The sequence below is a fragment of the Actinomadura harenae genome (genome assembly GCF_003696215.1).
Lineage (GTDB): Bacteria > Actinomycetota > Actinomycetes > Streptosporangiales > Streptosporangiaceae > Spirillospora > Spirillospora harenae.
This window is the reverse complement of the sequence record NZ_RFFG01000016.1, coordinates 33,802-50,066: the sequence shown is the minus strand read 5'-3', so window position 1 is coordinate 50,066 and position 16,265 is coordinate 33,802. Positions and strand designations below refer to the sequence as shown.

Below are 16,265 nucleotides of genomic sequence, written 5' to 3'. Positions count from 1 at the left end.
GGCGTGACGACCGACGTTTCAGGACTGGGCCTTCAGGACGGCGAGCTCGGGCCACGGGTCGAAGCCGTGCTCGATCAGCCAGCGGACCACGCGCAGGCTTCGCCACGACCACCAGGCGCGGATCACGTCGAGATCGACGTCGGCGCCGTAGCCGGCGACGACGTCGTCGAGGTGCTCCCCGTGCCCGAGCGTCAGGGTGGCGAGGTCGAACAGGGCGTCGCCCGGGGCCGCTTCGGACCAGTCGATCACGCCGGTGACCTCGTCGCCGTCGACGAACACGTGGGTGACCTGCAGGTCTCCGTGCGCGAACACCGGCGTCCACGGTCGCAGTGCGACCTCGGCGACCCGCCGGTTGCGGTGGACCACGTCGGCGGGGAGGACGTCGTTGGCGACGAGCCACGCGCATTCGCGGTCGAGTTCGGACGCGACGTCGTCGAGGCTCCGTCCCGGCCACGGCGGCGGAGGCGCGTCGTGCAGTGTCCGCGCGGCGGCGCCCGCCGCGCCCCACGCCGCCGGGGACGCGGGCGACGGCTCCCCGAGGCGGCCGAGGGCCGTCCCGGGGAGGGCGGCGAGCGCCAGCGCGGGCGGCTTCCGCCACAGGACCTCCGGGGTGGGGATCGGTGCCCTGGCCATCGCCTCGACCTCGACGTCGGTGCGCGCCTGATCGGCGTCGATCTTCAGGAACACGTCGCCGACGCGCAGTGTCGCGCGCTCGCGATGGGCGACGACGACCTCGACCTCATCCACGGCGGCCATTATCGTGGGCCGGTCCGCTCCCTGCCAGACCGGGTGGTCCGCGTCAGCGGAGTTCGCGGAAGAACGCGCGGAGGTCGCCGATCATGAGGTCGGGGGTCTCCATGGGGGCGAAGTGGCCGCCGCGGTCGAACTCGGACCAGTGCACCACGGTGTTCTGCTTCTCGGCGATGCCGCGGATCGTGTTGTTCCCCGGGAAGGCCGCGACGCCCGTGGGCACGCCCGAGTTGGAGAGCTCCCCGCCCCACTGCCGCATTTCCTTGTACATCCACATGGACGAGCCGGTGGTGTTGGTGAACCACAGGATCGAGATGTTCGTGAGCAGCATGTCGAGGTCGATCGCGTCGGAGGGCGTGGCCTTGGCGGGGTCCTTGAAGGTGTTCACCACGTCCAGTACCCAGGCCAGCATGCCCGCGGGGGAGTCGGCGACCGCGGGCGCGAGGGTCTGCGGACGGGTGGAGTGCATGCCCGCGTAGCCCGAGGTCTGCTTGCTGCTCCAGTCCTTCATTCGCGCCAGCTTCTCCTGGTCGCTCGCGCTGTATCCGGATCCGTCGTCGCCCCAGGACGGAACGGTGATCGGATCGTTGAGGTGGATTCCCGCCACGTGCCCGGTGTCGATGCGTCCCAGCTGAGGTGCGATGAACGAGGCGGCGTCGCCGCCCTGTGCGCCGTAGCGCTCGTATCCCAGTTCCGCCATGAGTTTCGCGATGAGCTCGGCACCACGGTCGGTGGACGCCGCACCGGCCTCGCGCGTCGGGCCGGAGAAGCCGAACCCCGGGAGCGTCGGAATCACCAGGTGGAAGGCGTCCTCTGCGGTGCCTCCGTGCGCGACCGGATCGGTGAGAGCGTCGATCGTGGCGGTGAAGTCCTCGAACGGCCAGCCGTGCACGAGGACGAGCGGCAGTGCGTCGGGCTCGGCCGAGCGGATGTGCAGGAAATGCATCCGCTGCCCATCGATGTCGGCGAGGAACTGCGGATACCGGTTCAGGGCGGCCTCCTGCGTCCGCCAGTCGAAGCCGGTACGCCAGTAGTCGGCCAGCTCCCGCACATAGGCGGTCGGGATGCCGTAGGTCCAGCCGACGCCGGGCAGCTCGTCGGGCCAGCGGGTGGCGGCGAGCCGGCGGTGCAGATCCTCGAGGTCGGCGTCGGAGATGTCGATGCTGAAAGGAACGATCTTCGTCATGTCCTCCAAGCTAGGAGGGCCTTAGGACAGGCTCGTTCCTAAGCCGGTGGCATTCTTGGGGCATGCTCGAAACCTCGGCCCGGCTCCTTCGCCTGCTGTCCCTGCTCCAGATGCGTCGCGACTGGTCGGGCGGCGATCTGGCCGAACGTCTCGGCGTCAGCACCCGGACCGTCCGGCGGGACGTGGACCGGCTGCGCGAACTCGGCTACCCGGTGGACGCCGTCCAGGGCACGGCCGGGTACCGGCTGGCCGCGGGCAGCACCCTGCCGCCGCTGCTCCTGGACGATGAGGAGGCGCTGGCCGTCGCCGTCGGACTGCGCACCACGACGGGCGGGACCGTGGGCGGCTTCGAGGACGCCGCGCTGCGCGCCCTCACCAAGCTCGAACAGGTCATGCCCTCGCGCCTGCGGCACCGTCTGCAAGTGCTGCAGCGCGCCGTCGTCCGCGTGGAGGCGTCCGCGCCACGCGTGGAACCCGACACCCTCATCGCCATCTCCGACGCGTGCCACCGTCACGAGCGGCTGCGTTTCGAGTACACGAACTTCCACGGCCGGGAGTCGGTCAAGGATGTCGAGCCGCACTCACTCGTCAACTTCAACCGGCACTGGTACCTGGTCGCGTGGGACACGGCGGCCACGGACTGGCGCTCCTACCGGGTCGACCGGCTCCACGTCCTGACGCCCAACGGCCCGCGATTCCCACCCCGCGAGGCGCCGGAGGGGGACGTGGTCACCTACCTCTCGAATCAGCTGTCCGTGTGGGCGTGGCCCTACCGGGCCACGGTCACCCTGCACCGCTCGGCCGCCGAACTGGCCGACCGCATCTGGACGGGCAAGGGCGTCCTGGAGGCGGTCGACGACGGCAGTTGCCTGCTCCATGTGGGCGCCGACTCCCCGTGGGCGCTGTCCTGGATGATCACGTCCATCGACACCGACTTCACCGTCACCGAGCCCCCCGAGCTGGTCGAGCAGCTCGAGATCCTCGCCCGCCGGTGCACGGCCGCGATCCGGACGTGAGGGCACGAAGCCCGAAGGCCGCGGCGAGCCGGATGGCCCGCCGCGGCCTCGTCGTCCGCTAGTCGCCGGGCATCACGTCGAACGTGAACCCGGTGCTGGTCGGACGGCGGAGCGGCGTTTCGGACTTGATCCGGCGCAGCGCCTCAGCCCTGCTGAGGCCGACGACCCGCGCGATGAGGCGGTCCGGACGCACGGGCACCGGGTCCTCGAAGCGGACCTCCACCCGGACGGGCCATGCCTCGTCGAGCCACGGCGACGGGGTGTCGAGCCGCCAGGCCCCCGTCCAGTCCAGGGTGAAGCGGTTGCGGCGGGCGAGCAGCGGATCCAGCAGCGTGGACGCCACCAGGCCCGGATCGTTGACGCGGTAGCCGCGGAACACGGCCGGATCGAGGGACCTGACCGGCACCCGGTCGTGCACGGTGAGCTTGCCCGTCCGGTTGCAGGACACGCAGCGGACGAGCAGCCACACGTCGACCAGCTTGCCGTTGGAGTTGACGCGGAATCTGCCCTCGCCGGTGGTCGCCGACTCCGACCCGCAGTCGACGCACCGCAGCGACAGCAGGGGCAGCCGGGTACGACGGACGACCCAGGGCAGCACGATATGAGGTTGTGAAGACATGATCTCTCTAGACCTGACACGAGGCCGATTACGCGCGGCCTCGAACGCTGTAGAACCGGGCGCGCGAGGGCAGCCCGGCGGAACCGACGAGAGCGCGTCGGCTACAGGAGAGCGGAGAAGCTGTCAGGTCTAAAGGGCAGGCGGGGTCACGCGGGTCCGTCCTCTGTCTTCACGATGATGGGCCGTAGGCAACCTACGAAACGCGATGGCCGGTTTCAAGCGGTTTTTTCGTCCGGCACCTTGAGCCACTCCAGTGGCGGACGAACCCGGACGGTCGACACGGAAGCCGCACACGACCGGCGACAAGCACGTTGAAAACGCATACGCCCTCGAAACAGCCTTGCTGCTTCAGTGGGGGACGCGGAACCATCCGGGATCCGCGGCTCGACGGGAAGCGGAGGCGGAGGCGGCATGCTCAAGGGGTGGCACGGCTTGTTCGGCACGTTCACGGGCGTCGCGCTCATCACGGTGGCCGTCCTGCCGGTGGCCGCGCTGGTCGTCGGGGTCCTGGCGCGCCGCCGCAGGGCCGCCGGGGTTCCGACCGCGCTGGCGCGGCGATGGTCACTGGCCGAGGTCGGCATCGTCTACGGGACGGTGCCATGGGTGTGGATGATCCTGTTGCCGGGCAGTCACCCCGGCGCCGACCCCCGGGTGAGCCTGGTGCCGCTGCGGGACCTGTTCGCGATCCTCAGCGGCAGTCCGGTGACGGCGACGGCGCAGATCGTCGGCAACCTGCTGGTGTTCGCGGCGCTGGGGTTCTTCTGCCCGCAGCGGTTCCCGGCGCTGGCGTCGGTGCCGCGGGCCCTGGCGCTCGGGGCGGGGTGCTCGGCCCTGGTCGAGACCGCGCAGTACGTCCTGCGGCTGGACCGGGTGTCGTCCGTGGACGACGTCCTGGTCAACGCCGCCGGAGCCGGGCTGGCCGCGCTGGCCTCGCGCCGCTGGTGGCGGGCCGCGGCCGGCGCGTCCGAGGAGGACCGGCCGCTCTCCGCCCCGGCGCCGGGACGCTGAGCGGGTCCGCCCGCTTGCATACGCCGGCGATATGCCGCGCCGCCTAGGCTTCGGGCATGCGCGTGCTGATCGTGGAGGACGAGCCCTACCTGGCCGAGGCCGTCCGGGACGGGCTCCGGCTGGAGGCGATCGCCGCCGACATCGCGGGCGACGGCGACTCCGCCCTAGAGCTGCTCAGCGTCAACTCCTACGACCTCGCCGTCCTCGACCGCGACATTCCCGGCCCGTCCGGTGACGAGGTCGCCCGGCACATCGTCGCGTCCGGCAGCGGCATCCCGATCCTCATGCTCACCGCCGCCGACCGGATCGACGACAAGGCGTCCGGGTTCGAGCTCGGCGCCGACGACTACCTCACCAAGCCGTTCGAGCTGAGGGAGCTCGTCATGCGGCTGAGGGCGCTCGACCGCAGGCGCGCGCACGTCCGCCCTCCGGTCCTGGAGATCGCGGGCGTCCGGCTGGACCCGTTCCGCCGGGAGGTCTTCCGCGACGGACGCTACGTGGCGCTCACCCGGAAGCAGTTCGCCGTGCTCGAGGTCCTCGTCGCCGCTGGGGGCGGGGTCGTCAGCGCCGAGGAGCTCCTCGAACGGGCCTGGGACGAGAACGTCGACCCGTTCACCAACGCCGTCCGCATCACCGTCTCCGCCCTGCGCAAACGACTCGGCGAACCGTGGCTCATCGCCACGGTGCCCGGTGTCGGCTACCGGATCGACACCGACCTCGGCGGTGGCGCGCTCGAGTAGCGGAGCGCTCAGCGGCGGTAGGCGGCCGTGGCGAGGCGGACGAACGAGGGGATCAGCGGGTTCGTGTCGCCCGCGCTCCACGCCGCGACGACGCGGCTCGGAGCCATGTCGGCCAGCGGCACCGCGGTCAGCCCCTCGGGCATGGCGTGCCCGAGCGGGGTCATGCCGACCGTGCCGTTCCAGAGCACGGCGCTCCGGCATTCCTGGACGGCCCGCACCACCGGTCCTTCGCGGGGCTCGCCGCCGTTCCAGTACGACCACCACTGCGGGTCGGTGCCGTCCGGGAACTGGAACCAGCGGCGGCCGGCCAGGTCGGCCAGCTCCAGGTGGGCGCGGTCGGCGAGCGGGTCGTCGGCGCGGAGCACCGCGCCGACCGGGTCGGCGCGCAGCTCGCGCACGGCAAGGCCGGTCTCGTCGAACGGCGCGCGGGTCAGCGCGACGTCGACCAGTCCGGCCCGCAGCCCGCAGGTCGGGTCGGTGAGGTCGGCCTCGCGGACGCGGACCTCGACGCCCGGATGCCGCTCCCGGTAGGAGTCGGCCAGCCGGACGGCGCCCAGGTCGGTGCCGTCGCCGAGGAGCCCGATGGTGAGGGACGCGGCGCCGGCCTCCGCGGCGACGCGCGCGGGGATCAGGTCGGCCCGGTCGAGCAGGTCGCGGGCCTCGTTCAGCAGGACCGTCCCGGCGGGGGTGAGGGTGACGCCCGTGGGCGAGCGGTGCAGGAGGGTGGCGCCGAGGTGGGTCTCCAGCCGCTTGATCGCCCGGCTCAGCGGAGGCTGGCTCATGTGCAGCCGGGCGGCGGCCCGGCCGAAGTGGAGTTCCTCGGCGACGGCGACGAAGTAGCGCAGCGTTCGCAGCTCCATGGTGCGACGATACCGATGGGGTATCGGGGCCTCCGCATCGGTCTTGGACGGCCGGACGCCCCGGGCTGTGGAATCGCGGCATGAGCGACACGCAGATTCCCGACCCCGTTCTCGATCCCGCCGTCCATGTGGCCGGTGTCCAGGAGGTCGCTCCGGACGTTCTGGTGATCCCGGACCGCGGCGTCCAGCTGGTTCCCAACATCGGTGTCATCGGTGGTGAGCGGGCCGTGCTCGTCGTCGACACGGGCATGGGCACCGCCAACGCCGAACAGGTCCTCGCGTTCGCGTCCGAGGTGGCCAAGGGGCGTCGGCTGTACCTGACGACGACGCACTTCCATCCCGAGCACGCCTTCGGGGCGCATGTGTTCGGCGGCGCGGCGACCTACCTCGCCAACCGTGCCCAGGCGGACGACCTGGAGGCGAAGGGGCCCGGCTACCTGGAGATGTTCCGCGGCTTCGGTTCCCCGGTCGCCGACCGGCTCGACGGCGACGTCCGCGTGCCGGCCCCCGACGAGGTCTACGACGGCGCCTACGACCTGGACCTCGGCGGACGCACGGTGCGGCTGCGACCCACCGGCCGCGGCCACACCAAGGGCGACCAGGTCATCGAGGTGCCGGACGCCGGGGTCCTGTTCACCGGCGACCTCGCCGAGGCCGGGCAGTTCGCGATCTTCCCCTGGTTCCCGCCGTACGACACCGACGTCTCCGGGATCGGCTGGCTGGCGGTGATGGAACGGCTCGCGGCCGGTGGGCACCGGGTCGTGGTCCCCGGTCATGGCGAGGTCGGCGGCCCGCGGGTGCTGGCCGACGTCCGCGACTACCTGCGCCTGCTCCGCGACGAGACCTGGCGGCGTCGCGACTCCGCGATGGGGGAGGGCGAGATCGCGGCCGAGGTCCGGGCGCTGCTGATCGAGCGGCACCCGGAGTGGGTCGGGCGGGAATGGATCGAGAAGGGCGTCGGATGTCTGTGCAGCGAGCACGCCTGATTCAGGTGAAGGCGGAGAACAGGGCGTCCAGGGCCGCCGGGTAGGCGCTTTCTGAGGGGGCCGCGAAGCCGACGAGGATGCCTTGGGGGCGACCGGCGGGGTCGTGGTGGAGTTCGGTGAAAGTGCGGATTCCGACGCTGCGCGCCGCGCAGTGGTTGAGGATCTCGGTCTCGTCCGGCCCGTCGGCGGGGAGGGTGAGCAGGCTGTGCAGCCCGGCCGGGACGCCATGGACGGTGAGACCGGGGACGGCGGACGCGCGTTCGAGCAGGAGCGCGCGGCGACGGCGGTAGCGCAGGCGGGCGGCGCGGATGTGGCGGTCGTAGACGTGCCCGGCGATGAGGTCGGCCAGGACCAGCTGGCCGAGGGACTCGGTGTACAGGTCGGCGTCCTGCTTGGCCCGGACGACCTCGGGCACGAGCCGGGGAGGCAGCACCATCCACGCCAGGCGGAGTGCCGGGCTGAGCGTCTTGGACGCCGTCCCGCAGTAGACGACGTGGTCGGGAGCGATTCCCTGCAAGGCCCCGACGGGGTGGCGTTCGTAGCGGAACTCGCCGTCGTAGTCGTCCTCCACGATCACGCCGCCGGTGGAGCGGGCCCACGCGCACACGGCGTGGCGGCGGTCGGGGTGGAGCGGGACGCCGGTCGGGTACTGGTGCGACGGAGTGAGGAACACGGCCCCGGCGTCGGGTGGCACCTCGTCCACCCGGGCGCCGTGCCCGTCGACCGGCACGGGCAGGGTGGCGAGCCCGCCGCGCCGGACGGCCCGCCGGAAGACGTTGTGGCCGGGGTCCTCCACGGCGGCGGACGTCGTCCCGGCGGCGGCCAGCACCCCGCTGAGGAGGCGAACGCCCTGGTAGTGGCCGGACGTGATCACAATTCGGTCGGGCGAGGCGACGACGCCGCGGGTGCGGCCGAGATGGTCGGCGAGCGCCCGGCGGAGCTCGATCCGCCCCTGTGGGTCACCGGCGGCGAAGATCTCCGGACGGGAGCCGGTCAGCACCCGGCGGGTCGCCGCGAGCCAGGCGCCGGTCGGGAAGGCGCTGAGGTCGGGGCGTCCGGGCCGGAGGTCGTGGCGGAACGCCGGCTCGACCTGCGGAGACGGCTCCGACACCGGGGCCTGTGAGGCCAGCCCCACGACCGTGGTGCCCGACCCTGGACGCGTCGTCAGGAACCCTTCCTCGGTCAGCTGGTCGTAGGCGGCCGTGACGGTGCCGCGCGAGAGGCCGAGGTCCTGCGCCAACCCGCGCGTGGACGGCAGGAGTGTCCCGGCGGGCAGGCGTCCGTCCTGGATCGCCGCGCGCAGGGCGGCTTCCAGGCCCGCCCGCCGTTTCGAGGTGCCCTCCAGATCGAGGTGCAGGTCGACACCGGAACTGGACCAAGAACGCGTCATGGAACTGGATCTTAAATCTGGTCCAGTCGCCTTCTAGTGTCGGGTTCCGGCATCGCACCGACCGAAGGGACCGCCGCGTTGATCGTGATCGCCCATGTCAGTGACGTCCATCTCGACACCGGCGAGCGCAGCACCGAGCGCACCCGGGCCGTCATGTCCTACCTCGAAGACCTCCCGTACGACCTGGACGCCGTCCTCATCACCGGGGACATCGCCGATCACGGCCGTCCGGAGGAGTACGAACTGGCCCGGGAGCTGTTCGTTTCGAGGCACCCGGTGATGGTCTGCCCCGGCAACCACGACGACCGTGCCGCCTTCCGGGAGTTCCTGCTTCAGCAGCCGCCTTCAAAAGCCCTGGTCGACGAGGTTCGTCATGTGGGCGGCGCCGTCGTCGCGCTCTGCGACTCCTCGGTACCGGGCAGGCATGAGGGCCTGGTGCAGGACGAGACCCTGGCCTGGCTGGAACAGGTGCTGGCGGAGACCCCGGAGACGACGCCCGTCCTCGTCGGGTTCCACCACCCGCCTGTCGAGCTGCACGATCCGTACATCGACGGCATCCGCCAGTTCCGCGCCGAACGGCTCGAAGCCCTCGCCGCCCGCCATCCCAACCTGGTGGCCTTCCTGTGCGGGCACGCCCACACCGCGGCGTCCACCACCTTCGCCGGACGGCCGCTGCTGGTGGCGCCGGGCGTGGTCTCCACGCTCCGCCTCCCGTGGGAACAGCGCGCCCACCCGCTGGACCACGTGTTCCTCGACCAGCCGCCCGCGTTCGCGTTCCACGTCCTGGACGACACGGGACGCCTGACGACGCACTACCGGTCCGTCCTCCTCTGACCGTTCAACGCTCCGGAGCCCACGCATGCCCTACGAACTGGTGATCTTCGACAACGACGGTGTGCTCGTCGACAGCGAGCGCATCGCGCACCGCGTCCTGGCCGAGTACCTGACCGAGCTGGGCTATCCGATGACGCTGGAGGAGTCCCTCCAGCACTTCCTCGGAACCGCCGCGCGCAACGTCCACACCGTGATCGCGGACCGTCACGGCGGCCGCCTGCCCGACGACTTCACGGCGCGCTGGCAGGAACGCGTCTACGCCGCCTTCCGGCAAAGCCTCACCGCCACCCCGGGGGCCGCCGACCTGCTCACCGACCTGCGCCGATCCGGAGTTCCCTACTGCCTGGCCTCGTCGTCCGACCGCGCCTGGATCGACCTCGCCCTCGACCTGACCGGCCTGCGCTCCCACTTTCGTCCCGAGACCGTCTTCAGCGCCGAGGACGTCGGCGGCGTGGGCAAACCCGCCCCCGACCTCTTCCTGCGCGCCGCCGCGTCCCTCGGCGTCGCGCCGCGAAACTGCCTGGTCGTCGAGGACAGCCCGAACGGCGTCCTGGCCGCTCGCGCCGCAGGCATGGACGTCCTCGGCTACACCGCCCTGACGCCCTCCGAAAGACTCCGAACCGCCGGCGCGACGCACCTGATCGCCCACCTGTCCGAGGTCACGGGCCACCAGGGCGTCGCGATCGAGGAGGACCCTTCGCCGGTTCACTGAGCCGAGTCACGCACCGTCACCGACCGGCCTTCACGGCCGGGCGGTGAGTGAAGGCGCCCCGGTAGGCGGCCGGGGTCATGCCGATCTGGCGGCTCAGGTGCTGGCGGAGCGACTCGCCGGAGCCGAGGCCGCTGCGGCGGGCCACATGCTCGACGGTGAGGTCGGTGGTCTCCAGCAGTTCGCGGGCCCGCAGCAGCCGCTGCTGGAGCAGCCACTGGAACGGGGTCACACCGGTCTCGGTCACGAAGCGGCGGGTCAGGGTCCGCACGCTGACCCCGGCCTGACCGGCCAGGTCGTGCAGAGAGATCGGCTGGTCCAGATGTTGCAGTGCCCAGACGCGGGCCGCGTCCAATGAGGAGTCGGTCTTGGCGGGCAGCGGGGTCTGCACGAACTGCGCCTGCCCGCCCTGGCGCACCGGGGTGACGACGGCGGCACGGGCCGCGGCGTTGGCCACGGCCGCGCCGTAGTCGCAGTCGATCAGGTGCAGGCACAGGTCGATCCCGGCGGCCGAGCCCGCGCCGGTGACGATCGATCCGTCCTCGACGAACAGCCGGTCGGCGTCCACGCGCACTGAGGGGAAGGCGCGCTGCAGTTCCTCGGCCAGGCCCCAGTGAGTGGTGGCGGCACGGCCGTCGAGGAGCCCGGCCTGGGCGAGGACGAACGCGCCGCTGCAGATCGAGGCGACGCGCTTGCCCGCGGCGACCGCCTCCCGGAGGACGTCCAGGGTGGCCGGATCGGCGTCGTGCCGGCTGGCCGTCGAGGGGACGATCACCGTGTCCGCCGCCGCGACCGCCTCGAGGCCGTGCCGGATCACCACGTCGATGCCACCGGAGGCGGCGACCGTGCCGGGCACGGCGGTGCACACCGTCACCTCATAGGCGGGGTGTCCCTCGAGTTCGGCGGCGCCGAGCAGTGTCGACGGCATGGACAGGTCGAAGGGCTTGACCGGAGGGACGGCCAGGACGGCGACACGATACATGGCTAGATCCTTGGGGCTCATGGCTATCAGGCCACTGACCCTACCCCGCGTCCGAACGGCAGAGTTGACCAAGCGGTCGGGCCCCCGCGCACCACCTTCCCCTTCAGGGGAGCGTTCCATTTCTGCGAGACACGGAGACAACGTCATGGCTGAATCAGTCGTCATCGGGGCAGGCGCGACCGGGGTCGCCACCGCCAGGCAGCTGGCCGGCAGGGGCGAGCAGGTCCGCCTCATCACCCGCAGCGGCAGCGGCCCCGACCACCCCGGCATCGAACGGATCGCCCTGGACGCGGGCAGCACCGACGAGCTGGCCAAGGCTCTCGCCGGAGCGACCACGGTCTTCAACGCCGCCATGACCGCCTATCACACCTGGCCAGAGACCATGCCGCCGCTGTTCGCGTCGATCCTCGCCGCGACCGAGCGGGCCGGGGCCGACTACGTGATGCTCGGCAACCACTACGGCTACCAGCCGACCGACGAGCCGCTCACCGAGCGCACCCCGATGGTCCCGACCACCCGCAAGGGCCGGGTGAGGGCCGAGCTGTGGCAGCAGGCCAAGGACGCCCACGACGAGGGGCGGCTGCGGGTCACCGAGGTGCGAGCCGGCCAGTACCTGGGCCCGGGCGCGGTCTCGGCGTTCACGCTGCTGGTCGCGCCCCGTGTCCTCGAGGGTGAGCTGGCGCTCGTCCACGGCAACCCCGACGCGGCGCATTCGTTCTCGTACACCGAGGACGTCGCAGCGGCCCTGGTCGCGGTCGGCGACGACGAGCGGGCCTGGGGACGGGCCTGGCACGCCCCGGTCATCACCACGACGCTGCGCCAGGCCGCGACCGCTCTCGCCGAACTCCACGGAGCGCCCGAACCGCGCCTGGAGCCGCTCACCGAACGGGACCTGATGCTCCTGTCCTTCACCGATCCGATCTGGCGGGAGTTCGCCGAGATGAACTACATGGCCGAGCGCCCGTTCCTCGTGGACGACAGCGACATCCGCGACACCTTCGGCCTCAAGCCGTCAACCCTCCGCGAAGCACTGACGGTCTGACACCGCGATGGGAGGGCCGGACCCCGGCCCTCCCACACCCGGCCACAAGGCGCTCGACCATCCTTCATGGGCGCCAAGGTCGAGGGACTGCGGGTGATTGGCGGCGGTTCTTCCTTGCTGAAGGTTCGAAAGTGCAACCAATCGACCTCGACCAGCAAGAGCTCGGGACAACGATGGGTGCACGGCCGGGATACGCTCATGCGATCTCAATACGGGCACGAAGGGACACAATGCACGACTATGCGGTCGGCTGGGGCACGCTCACTCTGATCAACGCCGGCCTCGCCCAGGCGAAGGGGCGCAGCGGACTCAACTGGTGGGTCGCCTCGTTGTTCATCGGCCCGTTCGCGACGTTCATGATCGTGGTCCTCAATCGACTTCCGGCCCACAGCGGGCGACGCGGACAGGGCTGACCACCTGCGCCGAAGGCGCGGTGAAACCCGGTCGGACAGCCCAAGGGGGTCCGGCGGCCATGCGCGCGCCTTCCGCTCCCCGGACTTCGACGCTCGGTCGGTCGCCGGGCGCCCACCCGCTGCCACGCCCCATCTGCAGGATGTTCCGCTGAACGAAGCGGACAGGCCACACCAGCCTCACAGGGCGGTGTTTGCGCCCGTCAGCGGGGTGGTGGGCCAGGTACCGGGTGGTGGCGTTCCAGTTGTGCGACGGAGACCGGTCGGCGCTGGCGGTGTCGACCCAGCCGGTTGACGTGTCATGTCCGGGCGTGATTTCTACCGCGTAGATGTCGCCCTGGCGGCGGACACGACGGCCTTGTTCGCGGGCCAGGGTGACGTCGGCGGGGGCGAGCCAGGTCGGCGCGGCCGTGGCCGTGACCGTGGTGAGGGTGGCGGGGACACACACTGCTCGTTCTCGGGGCACCATCCACCCGGCTCAGGGGTGTCACCACAAGAGAGCCGCACCTATCCTCCATCGCTCCTCCGCCCACACGAGCCGGTCGTGTTCCGAGACCCGGGCAAATCCAGCCGGGTCCCTTCGGATGCCACTCGGGCGAGCCACTCGAACCAGGATTTCTTGTCTCCGATTGTTTCCGGCGGATTTGCCGCTCCTTCAATGGAAATTCACCTTCTCGGACATGCGTTCTGCGCGCAGTGAAAAGGCCGCGCCGGACCGTGACGATTCATTTTTCGCTCGATATCTCCGCACGCGTTGCATAGCCGAGCCGCACGCCTGTGCAAGCATTCTCCTGCGAATTCGATCGATACTTTCGCCAGGTCACGCCCTACATGAGGGGAACGCATGGGTTTCAAGTACGGCTCGGCACGGTTCGTCGGGGTCTTGGGCGCCGCAGTGCTGAGTGTGGCGGTGGCGGGCATGGTGCCCGCGGCCGCGGGGCCGGCGTCCGGCGGCGGAAAGAACACCGTCAAGCCGGCACCGTTCAGCAATATTCCCGCCGACATCCGGCAGAAGATGCACGACCAGGAGCCGCTGAAGAAGGCCGCGTCGAAGATCTCCTGGGCGATGGAGAAGTCGGGACGCGGAGGCGGGTTCGCGGGTATCGTCCTGCAACCCAAGTCGGTCGAGTTGTGGTGGAAGGGCAAGCTCCCTGTCGCTGTGAGCAAGGCCGTCGGGCAGGCGCGCGGTATCGCGGCGGTCGAGGTGAAGCCCGCCCGCTACTCGCAGGCCGAGCTCAAGGCCGCGGCCTCGGGACTGATGGCCGACATGAAGAAGGACCCGGCGTATCCGATCAGCCGGGTCGCCGGCTCACTCAAGGGAGACGGGCTCGTCCTGACCACCAATGGCAAGGGGAAGGGACTCGCGGCGCGGCCCAAGACCCTCGCCGGTGTTCCGGTGAGCTATGTCGAAGGTGGCATAGCCAGCCCTGCCGGCCGGTGGGACGACCAACCGTCCTTCAAGGGGGGTGGCGCCATCCTCAACGACGACATCAAAGGCAACGTCAAGTCCTTTTGTACAGCGGGGTGGGGGGTCTCTGACGGCAGCGGCCACAGTTACCTCTTGACCGCCGGTCACTGCGGCCGCGTCGGAGGCGGCTGGCACAACGGCGCATGGACGACGGACTGGACCGGTTTGTGGATCGGGCGGGCCGTCCGGGAGAACGTCGGGCATGACCTGCTCCTCATCGACGCCGACTCGGCCGGGCGTATGTGGGACGGCAGCAAAGCGGGCACCTTCATCAAGGGTGTCAGCGGTTGGGACTGGGCCTATGCCAACGAGTGGGTCTGCCAGTCCGGTGCGGCCAGCGGCGCTATCTGCGGCATCCAGAACACGTCCGATTTCGCCTTCGTCGGCTGGTTCGGCCCCGACGCCTACGGCAACAAGGAGTGGTACACCGACCTGGTCGTCGCTCGCCGTGCCGACGGCGGGCTACCGGCCCAGCATGGTGACAGCGGCGGCCCCATCTTCTCCCTCACCAACGGTGACCGCGAGGTCATAGCCAAGGGAACGCTCACCGGCCTCGACAACAAGGACATGTCCATGATCTATTACCAGGACTTCGGCACGGCCTGGCGCGACTTCGGGATCAACGTGAAGCTGGGCTGAGCCAACGGCCGGATCTGCTCGCGGGTGACCCCGTCGCCACCACGGCCCCCGATCCGAACAGATCGGGGGCCGCTTCATGTGCCCAGGCGGTCATGTCCGGCGGTCGGCCCAGTGGTCGCTGGATTGCGCGATGGGGGTTCAGGGGCGGGGAACCGGAATACGCCTCGGGGTGTGGGTGTTCGTCGAGGCCATGACGGCATTGACGGACAAGACGGCGGCCGAGGGCGACGCGGCCCTTCAGGCCGATCTGCTGGTGATCGGGTTCGGCAAGGGCGGGAAGACGCTCGCGAGTGCCCTCGGACGTAAGGGGCAGCGGGTCGTCCTGGTGGAGCAGTCCGATCAGATGTACGGCGGCACCTGCATCAACATCGGCTGCGTCCCGACCAAGGCGCTCGTGCACCGCTCCGGGGAACGGCCCGGCGCCGACGACCCGGCGGTGTGGTTCGAGAAGAACGCGCGCGACGTGCAGGACCTGACCGCCTTCCTGAACCAGAAGAACTACGCGATGCTCGACGGAATAGACACCGTCACCGTCGTCACAGGGAAGGCCCGCTTCCTGGGCCCGGAGACCGTCGAAGTGCGCGCCGGCGACGACCGGCTTCTCGTCTCCGCGGGCGCGATCGTGGTGAACACCGGAGCCGTTCCCGTCGTGCCCCCGATTCCCGGGCTGCGGGAGAGCGCCCACCTGGCCACCAGCACGGACCTGCTGCGCGGCACCGAGCTGCCCCGCCACCTGGCCGTCATCGGCGGCGGCCCGCTCGGCCTGGAGTTCGCGCAGATGTACCGCCGCTTCGGCTCCGAGGTGACCGTCCTCGAGTCCTCTCCGCGCCTGGCCGGACGCGAGGACGACGACATCGCCGGGACCCTCGCGGCGATCCTCACCGGCGACGGGATCAGGGTGGTGACCGGCGCGTCCGTGACCGAGGTCGAGGACACCGAGGGCGGTGCCATCGTCCGCTACGAGATCGAGGGCACGAAGGGCGAGGTCCTCGTGGACCGGGTGCTCGCGGCCACCGGCCGCAGGCCGGCCACCAACGGACTCGGCCTGGACGCAGCGGGCGTCGAGCTCACCGAGCGCGGCGCCATCGCGGTCGACGAGCATCTGCGCGCCAGCAACCCGCGTGTCTTCGCCATCGGCGACGTCAACGGGGGCCCGCAGTTCACCTACATCTCCCTGGACGACCACCGCATCGTCGCGGACCAGCTGGTCGGGTCCGGACGGCGCAGCACGGCCGACCGGCGCGCCGTCCCCACCACGACGTTCATCACGCCGCCACTGTCCACGGTCGGGCTGACCGAGAAGGCCGCGCGCGAGGCAGGGCACAACGTCAAGGTCGCGGCGAAGCCGGTCGCGCAGATCGCGGCCATGCCCCGCGCCCGGATCGTGGGGGAGACGCGGGGCCTGTTCAAGGTCGTCGTCGACGCGGACACCGACCTCGTCCTCGGCGCGGCGCTGCTCGGCACCGACTCCCAGGAGATGATCAACACCATCGCCCTCGCCATCCGGCACGACGTGACGGCCACCGAACTGCGCGACGCGATCTACACGCACCCGAGCGCCACCGAGGCGCTCAACGAGGTGCTCGGCCTCCTCTGACGGGCCGCCCGGCCCAGGCGACGACCTGC

Annotated in this window: 16 protein-coding genes; 10 read left to right on the top strand and 6 right to left on the bottom strand. The window is 70.9% G+C overall.

Going from position 1 to position 16,265, the window contains the following annotated elements; translation table 11 throughout:
* Positions 1-18: 18 nt before the first annotated feature.
* Together EBO15_RS11510 and EBO15_RS11505 are read right to left on the bottom strand one after the other, a co-directional pair.
* Positions 19-747: a phosphotransferase family protein gene (locus EBO15_RS11510; RefSeq protein ID WP_122194399.1), complete on the bottom strand. Its 729-nt coding sequence runs from the start codon at positions 745-747 to the stop codon at positions 19-21.
* A gap of 52 nt (positions 748-799) precedes the next feature.
* A complete protein-coding gene (locus EBO15_RS11505; protein WP_122194337.1) occupies positions 800-1,936 on the bottom strand; it encodes an epoxide hydrolase family protein in 1,137 nt (378 codons plus the stop codon).
* Positions 1,937-1,998: 62 nt separating this feature from the next.
* Here EBO15_RS11505 and EBO15_RS11500 point away from each other — a divergent pair, with 62 nt between their 5' ends.
* Positions 1,999-2,952, top strand: coding sequence for a helix-turn-helix transcriptional regulator (locus EBO15_RS11500; protein WP_122194336.1), 954 nt, complete (start codon positions 1,999-2,001; stop codon positions 2,950-2,952).
* Between the two features lie 58 nt (positions 2,953-3,010).
* Here EBO15_RS11500 and EBO15_RS11495 read toward each other — a convergent pair whose 3' ends face one another.
* Complete coding sequence (locus EBO15_RS11495) at positions 3,011-3,550, bottom strand: DUF1062 domain-containing protein (RefSeq protein ID WP_233616118.1); 540 nt, start codon at positions 3,548-3,550, stop codon at positions 3,011-3,013.
* 432 nt (positions 3,551-3,982) lie between these two features.
* On the opposite strand from EBO15_RS11495, the gene EBO15_RS11490 reads away from it, so the two are divergent.
* Both EBO15_RS11490 and EBO15_RS11485 read left to right on the top strand, forming a co-directional pair.
* A complete protein-coding gene (locus tag EBO15_RS11490) occupies positions 3,983-4,579 on the top strand; it encodes a VanZ family protein (RefSeq protein WP_122194334.1) in 597 nt (198 codons plus the stop codon).
* Positions 4,580-4,635: 56 nt separating this feature from the next.
* Positions 4,636-5,319 (top strand): response regulator transcription factor, encoded by a 684-nt coding sequence (locus EBO15_RS11485; protein WP_122194333.1) that lies wholly within the window; start codon positions 4,636-4,638, stop codon positions 5,317-5,319.
* A gap of 8 nt (positions 5,320-5,327) precedes the next feature.
* Here the strand turns inward: EBO15_RS11485 and EBO15_RS45925 are convergent, their stop codons facing one another.
* The gene (locus EBO15_RS45925; RefSeq protein ID WP_122194332.1) at positions 5,328-6,179 is read right to left on the bottom strand and encodes a LysR family transcriptional regulator; all 852 of its coding nucleotides are present in this window, start codon (positions 6,177-6,179) and stop codon (positions 5,328-5,330) included.
* Positions 6,180-6,259: 80 nt separating this feature from the next.
* Here EBO15_RS45925 and EBO15_RS11475 point away from each other — a divergent pair, with 80 nt between their 5' ends.
* Positions 6,260-7,165 carry an MBL fold metallo-hydrolase gene (locus tag EBO15_RS11475; protein WP_122194331.1) on the top strand — a complete coding sequence of 302 codons (906 nt, stop codon included), beginning with the start codon at positions 6,260-6,262 and terminating at the stop codon, positions 7,163-7,165.
* 1 nt (position 7,166) lies between these two features.
* Here EBO15_RS11475 and pdxR read toward each other — a convergent pair whose 3' ends face one another.
* Positions 7,167-8,555: a MocR-like pyridoxine biosynthesis transcription factor PdxR gene (pdxR, locus tag EBO15_RS11470; protein WP_122194330.1), complete on the bottom strand. Its 1,389-nt coding sequence runs from the start codon at positions 8,553-8,555 to the stop codon at positions 7,167-7,169.
* Between the two features lie 84 nt (positions 8,556-8,639).
* Between pdxR and EBO15_RS11465 the strand changes: the two genes are divergently transcribed.
* Together EBO15_RS11465 and EBO15_RS11460 are read left to right on the top strand one after the other, a co-directional pair.
* Entirely contained in the window at positions 8,640-9,389 is a 750-nt protein-coding gene (locus EBO15_RS11465; RefSeq protein ID WP_233616124.1) for a metallophosphoesterase, read from the top strand.
* Positions 9,390-9,414: 25 nt separating this feature from the next.
* Positions 9,415-10,101, top strand: coding sequence for an HAD family hydrolase (locus EBO15_RS11460; protein ID WP_122194329.1), 687 nt, complete (start codon positions 9,415-9,417; stop codon positions 10,099-10,101).
* 16 nt (positions 10,102-10,117) lie between these two features.
* Here EBO15_RS11460 and EBO15_RS11455 read toward each other — a convergent pair whose 3' ends face one another.
* Positions 10,118-11,080, bottom strand: coding sequence for a GlxA family transcriptional regulator (locus tag EBO15_RS11455; protein ID WP_122194328.1), 963 nt, complete (start codon positions 11,078-11,080; stop codon positions 10,118-10,120).
* A gap of 145 nt (positions 11,081-11,225) precedes the next feature.
* On the opposite strand from EBO15_RS11455, the gene EBO15_RS11450 reads away from it, so the two are divergent.
* From EBO15_RS11450 to EBO15_RS11435, 4 genes are all read left to right on the top strand, one after another.
* On the top strand, positions 11,226-12,122 hold the full coding sequence (locus EBO15_RS11450; RefSeq protein ID WP_122194327.1) for an NAD-dependent epimerase/dehydratase family protein: 897 nt from the start codon (positions 11,226-11,228) through the stop codon (positions 12,120-12,122).
* 230 nt (positions 12,123-12,352) lie between these two features.
* A complete protein-coding gene (locus EBO15_RS11445; protein WP_122194326.1) occupies positions 12,353-12,535 on the top strand; it encodes a hypothetical protein in 183 nt (60 codons plus the stop codon).
* Positions 12,536-13,376: 841 nt separating this feature from the next.
* Positions 13,377-14,639, top strand: a complete 1,263-nt coding sequence (locus EBO15_RS11440) for a chymotrypsin family serine protease (protein WP_122194325.1) — start codon at positions 13,377-13,379, stop codon at positions 14,637-14,639.
* A 190-nt stretch (positions 14,640-14,829) separates the two neighbouring features.
* Entirely contained in the window at positions 14,830-16,236 is a 1,407-nt protein-coding gene (locus tag EBO15_RS11435; protein WP_122194397.1) for an FAD-dependent oxidoreductase, read from the top strand.
* Positions 16,237-16,265: the final 29 nt, after the last annotated feature.

Bases quoted from the DNA above. Each gene is read 5' to 3' on its own strand.
- EBO15_RS11455 (WP_122194328.1), bottom strand. From the start codon at position 11,080: ATGTATCGTGTCGCCGTCCTGGCCGTCCCTCCGGTCAAGCCCTTCGAC.
- EBO15_RS11500 (WP_122194336.1), top strand. From the start codon at position 1,999: ATGCTCGAAACCTCGGCCCGGCTCCTTCGCCTGCTGTCCCTGCTCCAG.
- EBO15_RS11445 (WP_122194326.1), top strand. From the start codon at position 12,353: ATGCACGACTATGCGGTCGGCTGGGGCACGCTCACTCTGATCAACGCC.
- EBO15_RS11450 (WP_122194327.1), top strand. From the start codon at position 11,226: ATGGCTGAATCAGTCGTCATCGGGGCAGGCGCGACCGGGGTCGCCACC.
- EBO15_RS11505 (WP_122194337.1), bottom strand. From the start codon at position 1,936: ATGACGAAGATCGTTCCTTTCAGCATCGACATCTCCGACGCCGACCTC.
- pdxR (WP_122194330.1), bottom strand. From the start codon at position 8,555: ATGACGCGTTCTTGGTCCAGTTCCGGTGTCGACCTGCACCTCGATCTG.
- EBO15_RS11490 (WP_122194334.1), top strand. From the start codon at position 3,983: ATGCTCAAGGGGTGGCACGGCTTGTTCGGCACGTTCACGGGCGTCGCG.
- EBO15_RS11485 (WP_122194333.1), top strand. From the start codon at position 4,636: ATGCGCGTGCTGATCGTGGAGGACGAGCCCTACCTGGCCGAGGCCGTC.
- EBO15_RS45925 (WP_122194332.1), bottom strand. From the start codon at position 6,179: ATGGAGCTGCGAACGCTGCGCTACTTCGTCGCCGTCGCCGAGGAACTC.
- EBO15_RS11460 (WP_122194329.1), top strand. From the start codon at position 9,415: ATGCCCTACGAACTGGTGATCTTCGACAACGACGGTGTGCTCGTCGAC.
- EBO15_RS11440 (WP_122194325.1), top strand. From the start codon at position 13,377: ATGGGTTTCAAGTACGGCTCGGCACGGTTCGTCGGGGTCTTGGGCGCC.
- EBO15_RS11435 (WP_122194397.1), top strand. From the start codon at position 14,830: ATGACGGCATTGACGGACAAGACGGCGGCCGAGGGCGACGCGGCCCTT.
- EBO15_RS11475 (WP_122194331.1), top strand. From the start codon at position 6,260: ATGAGCGACACGCAGATTCCCGACCCCGTTCTCGATCCCGCCGTCCAT.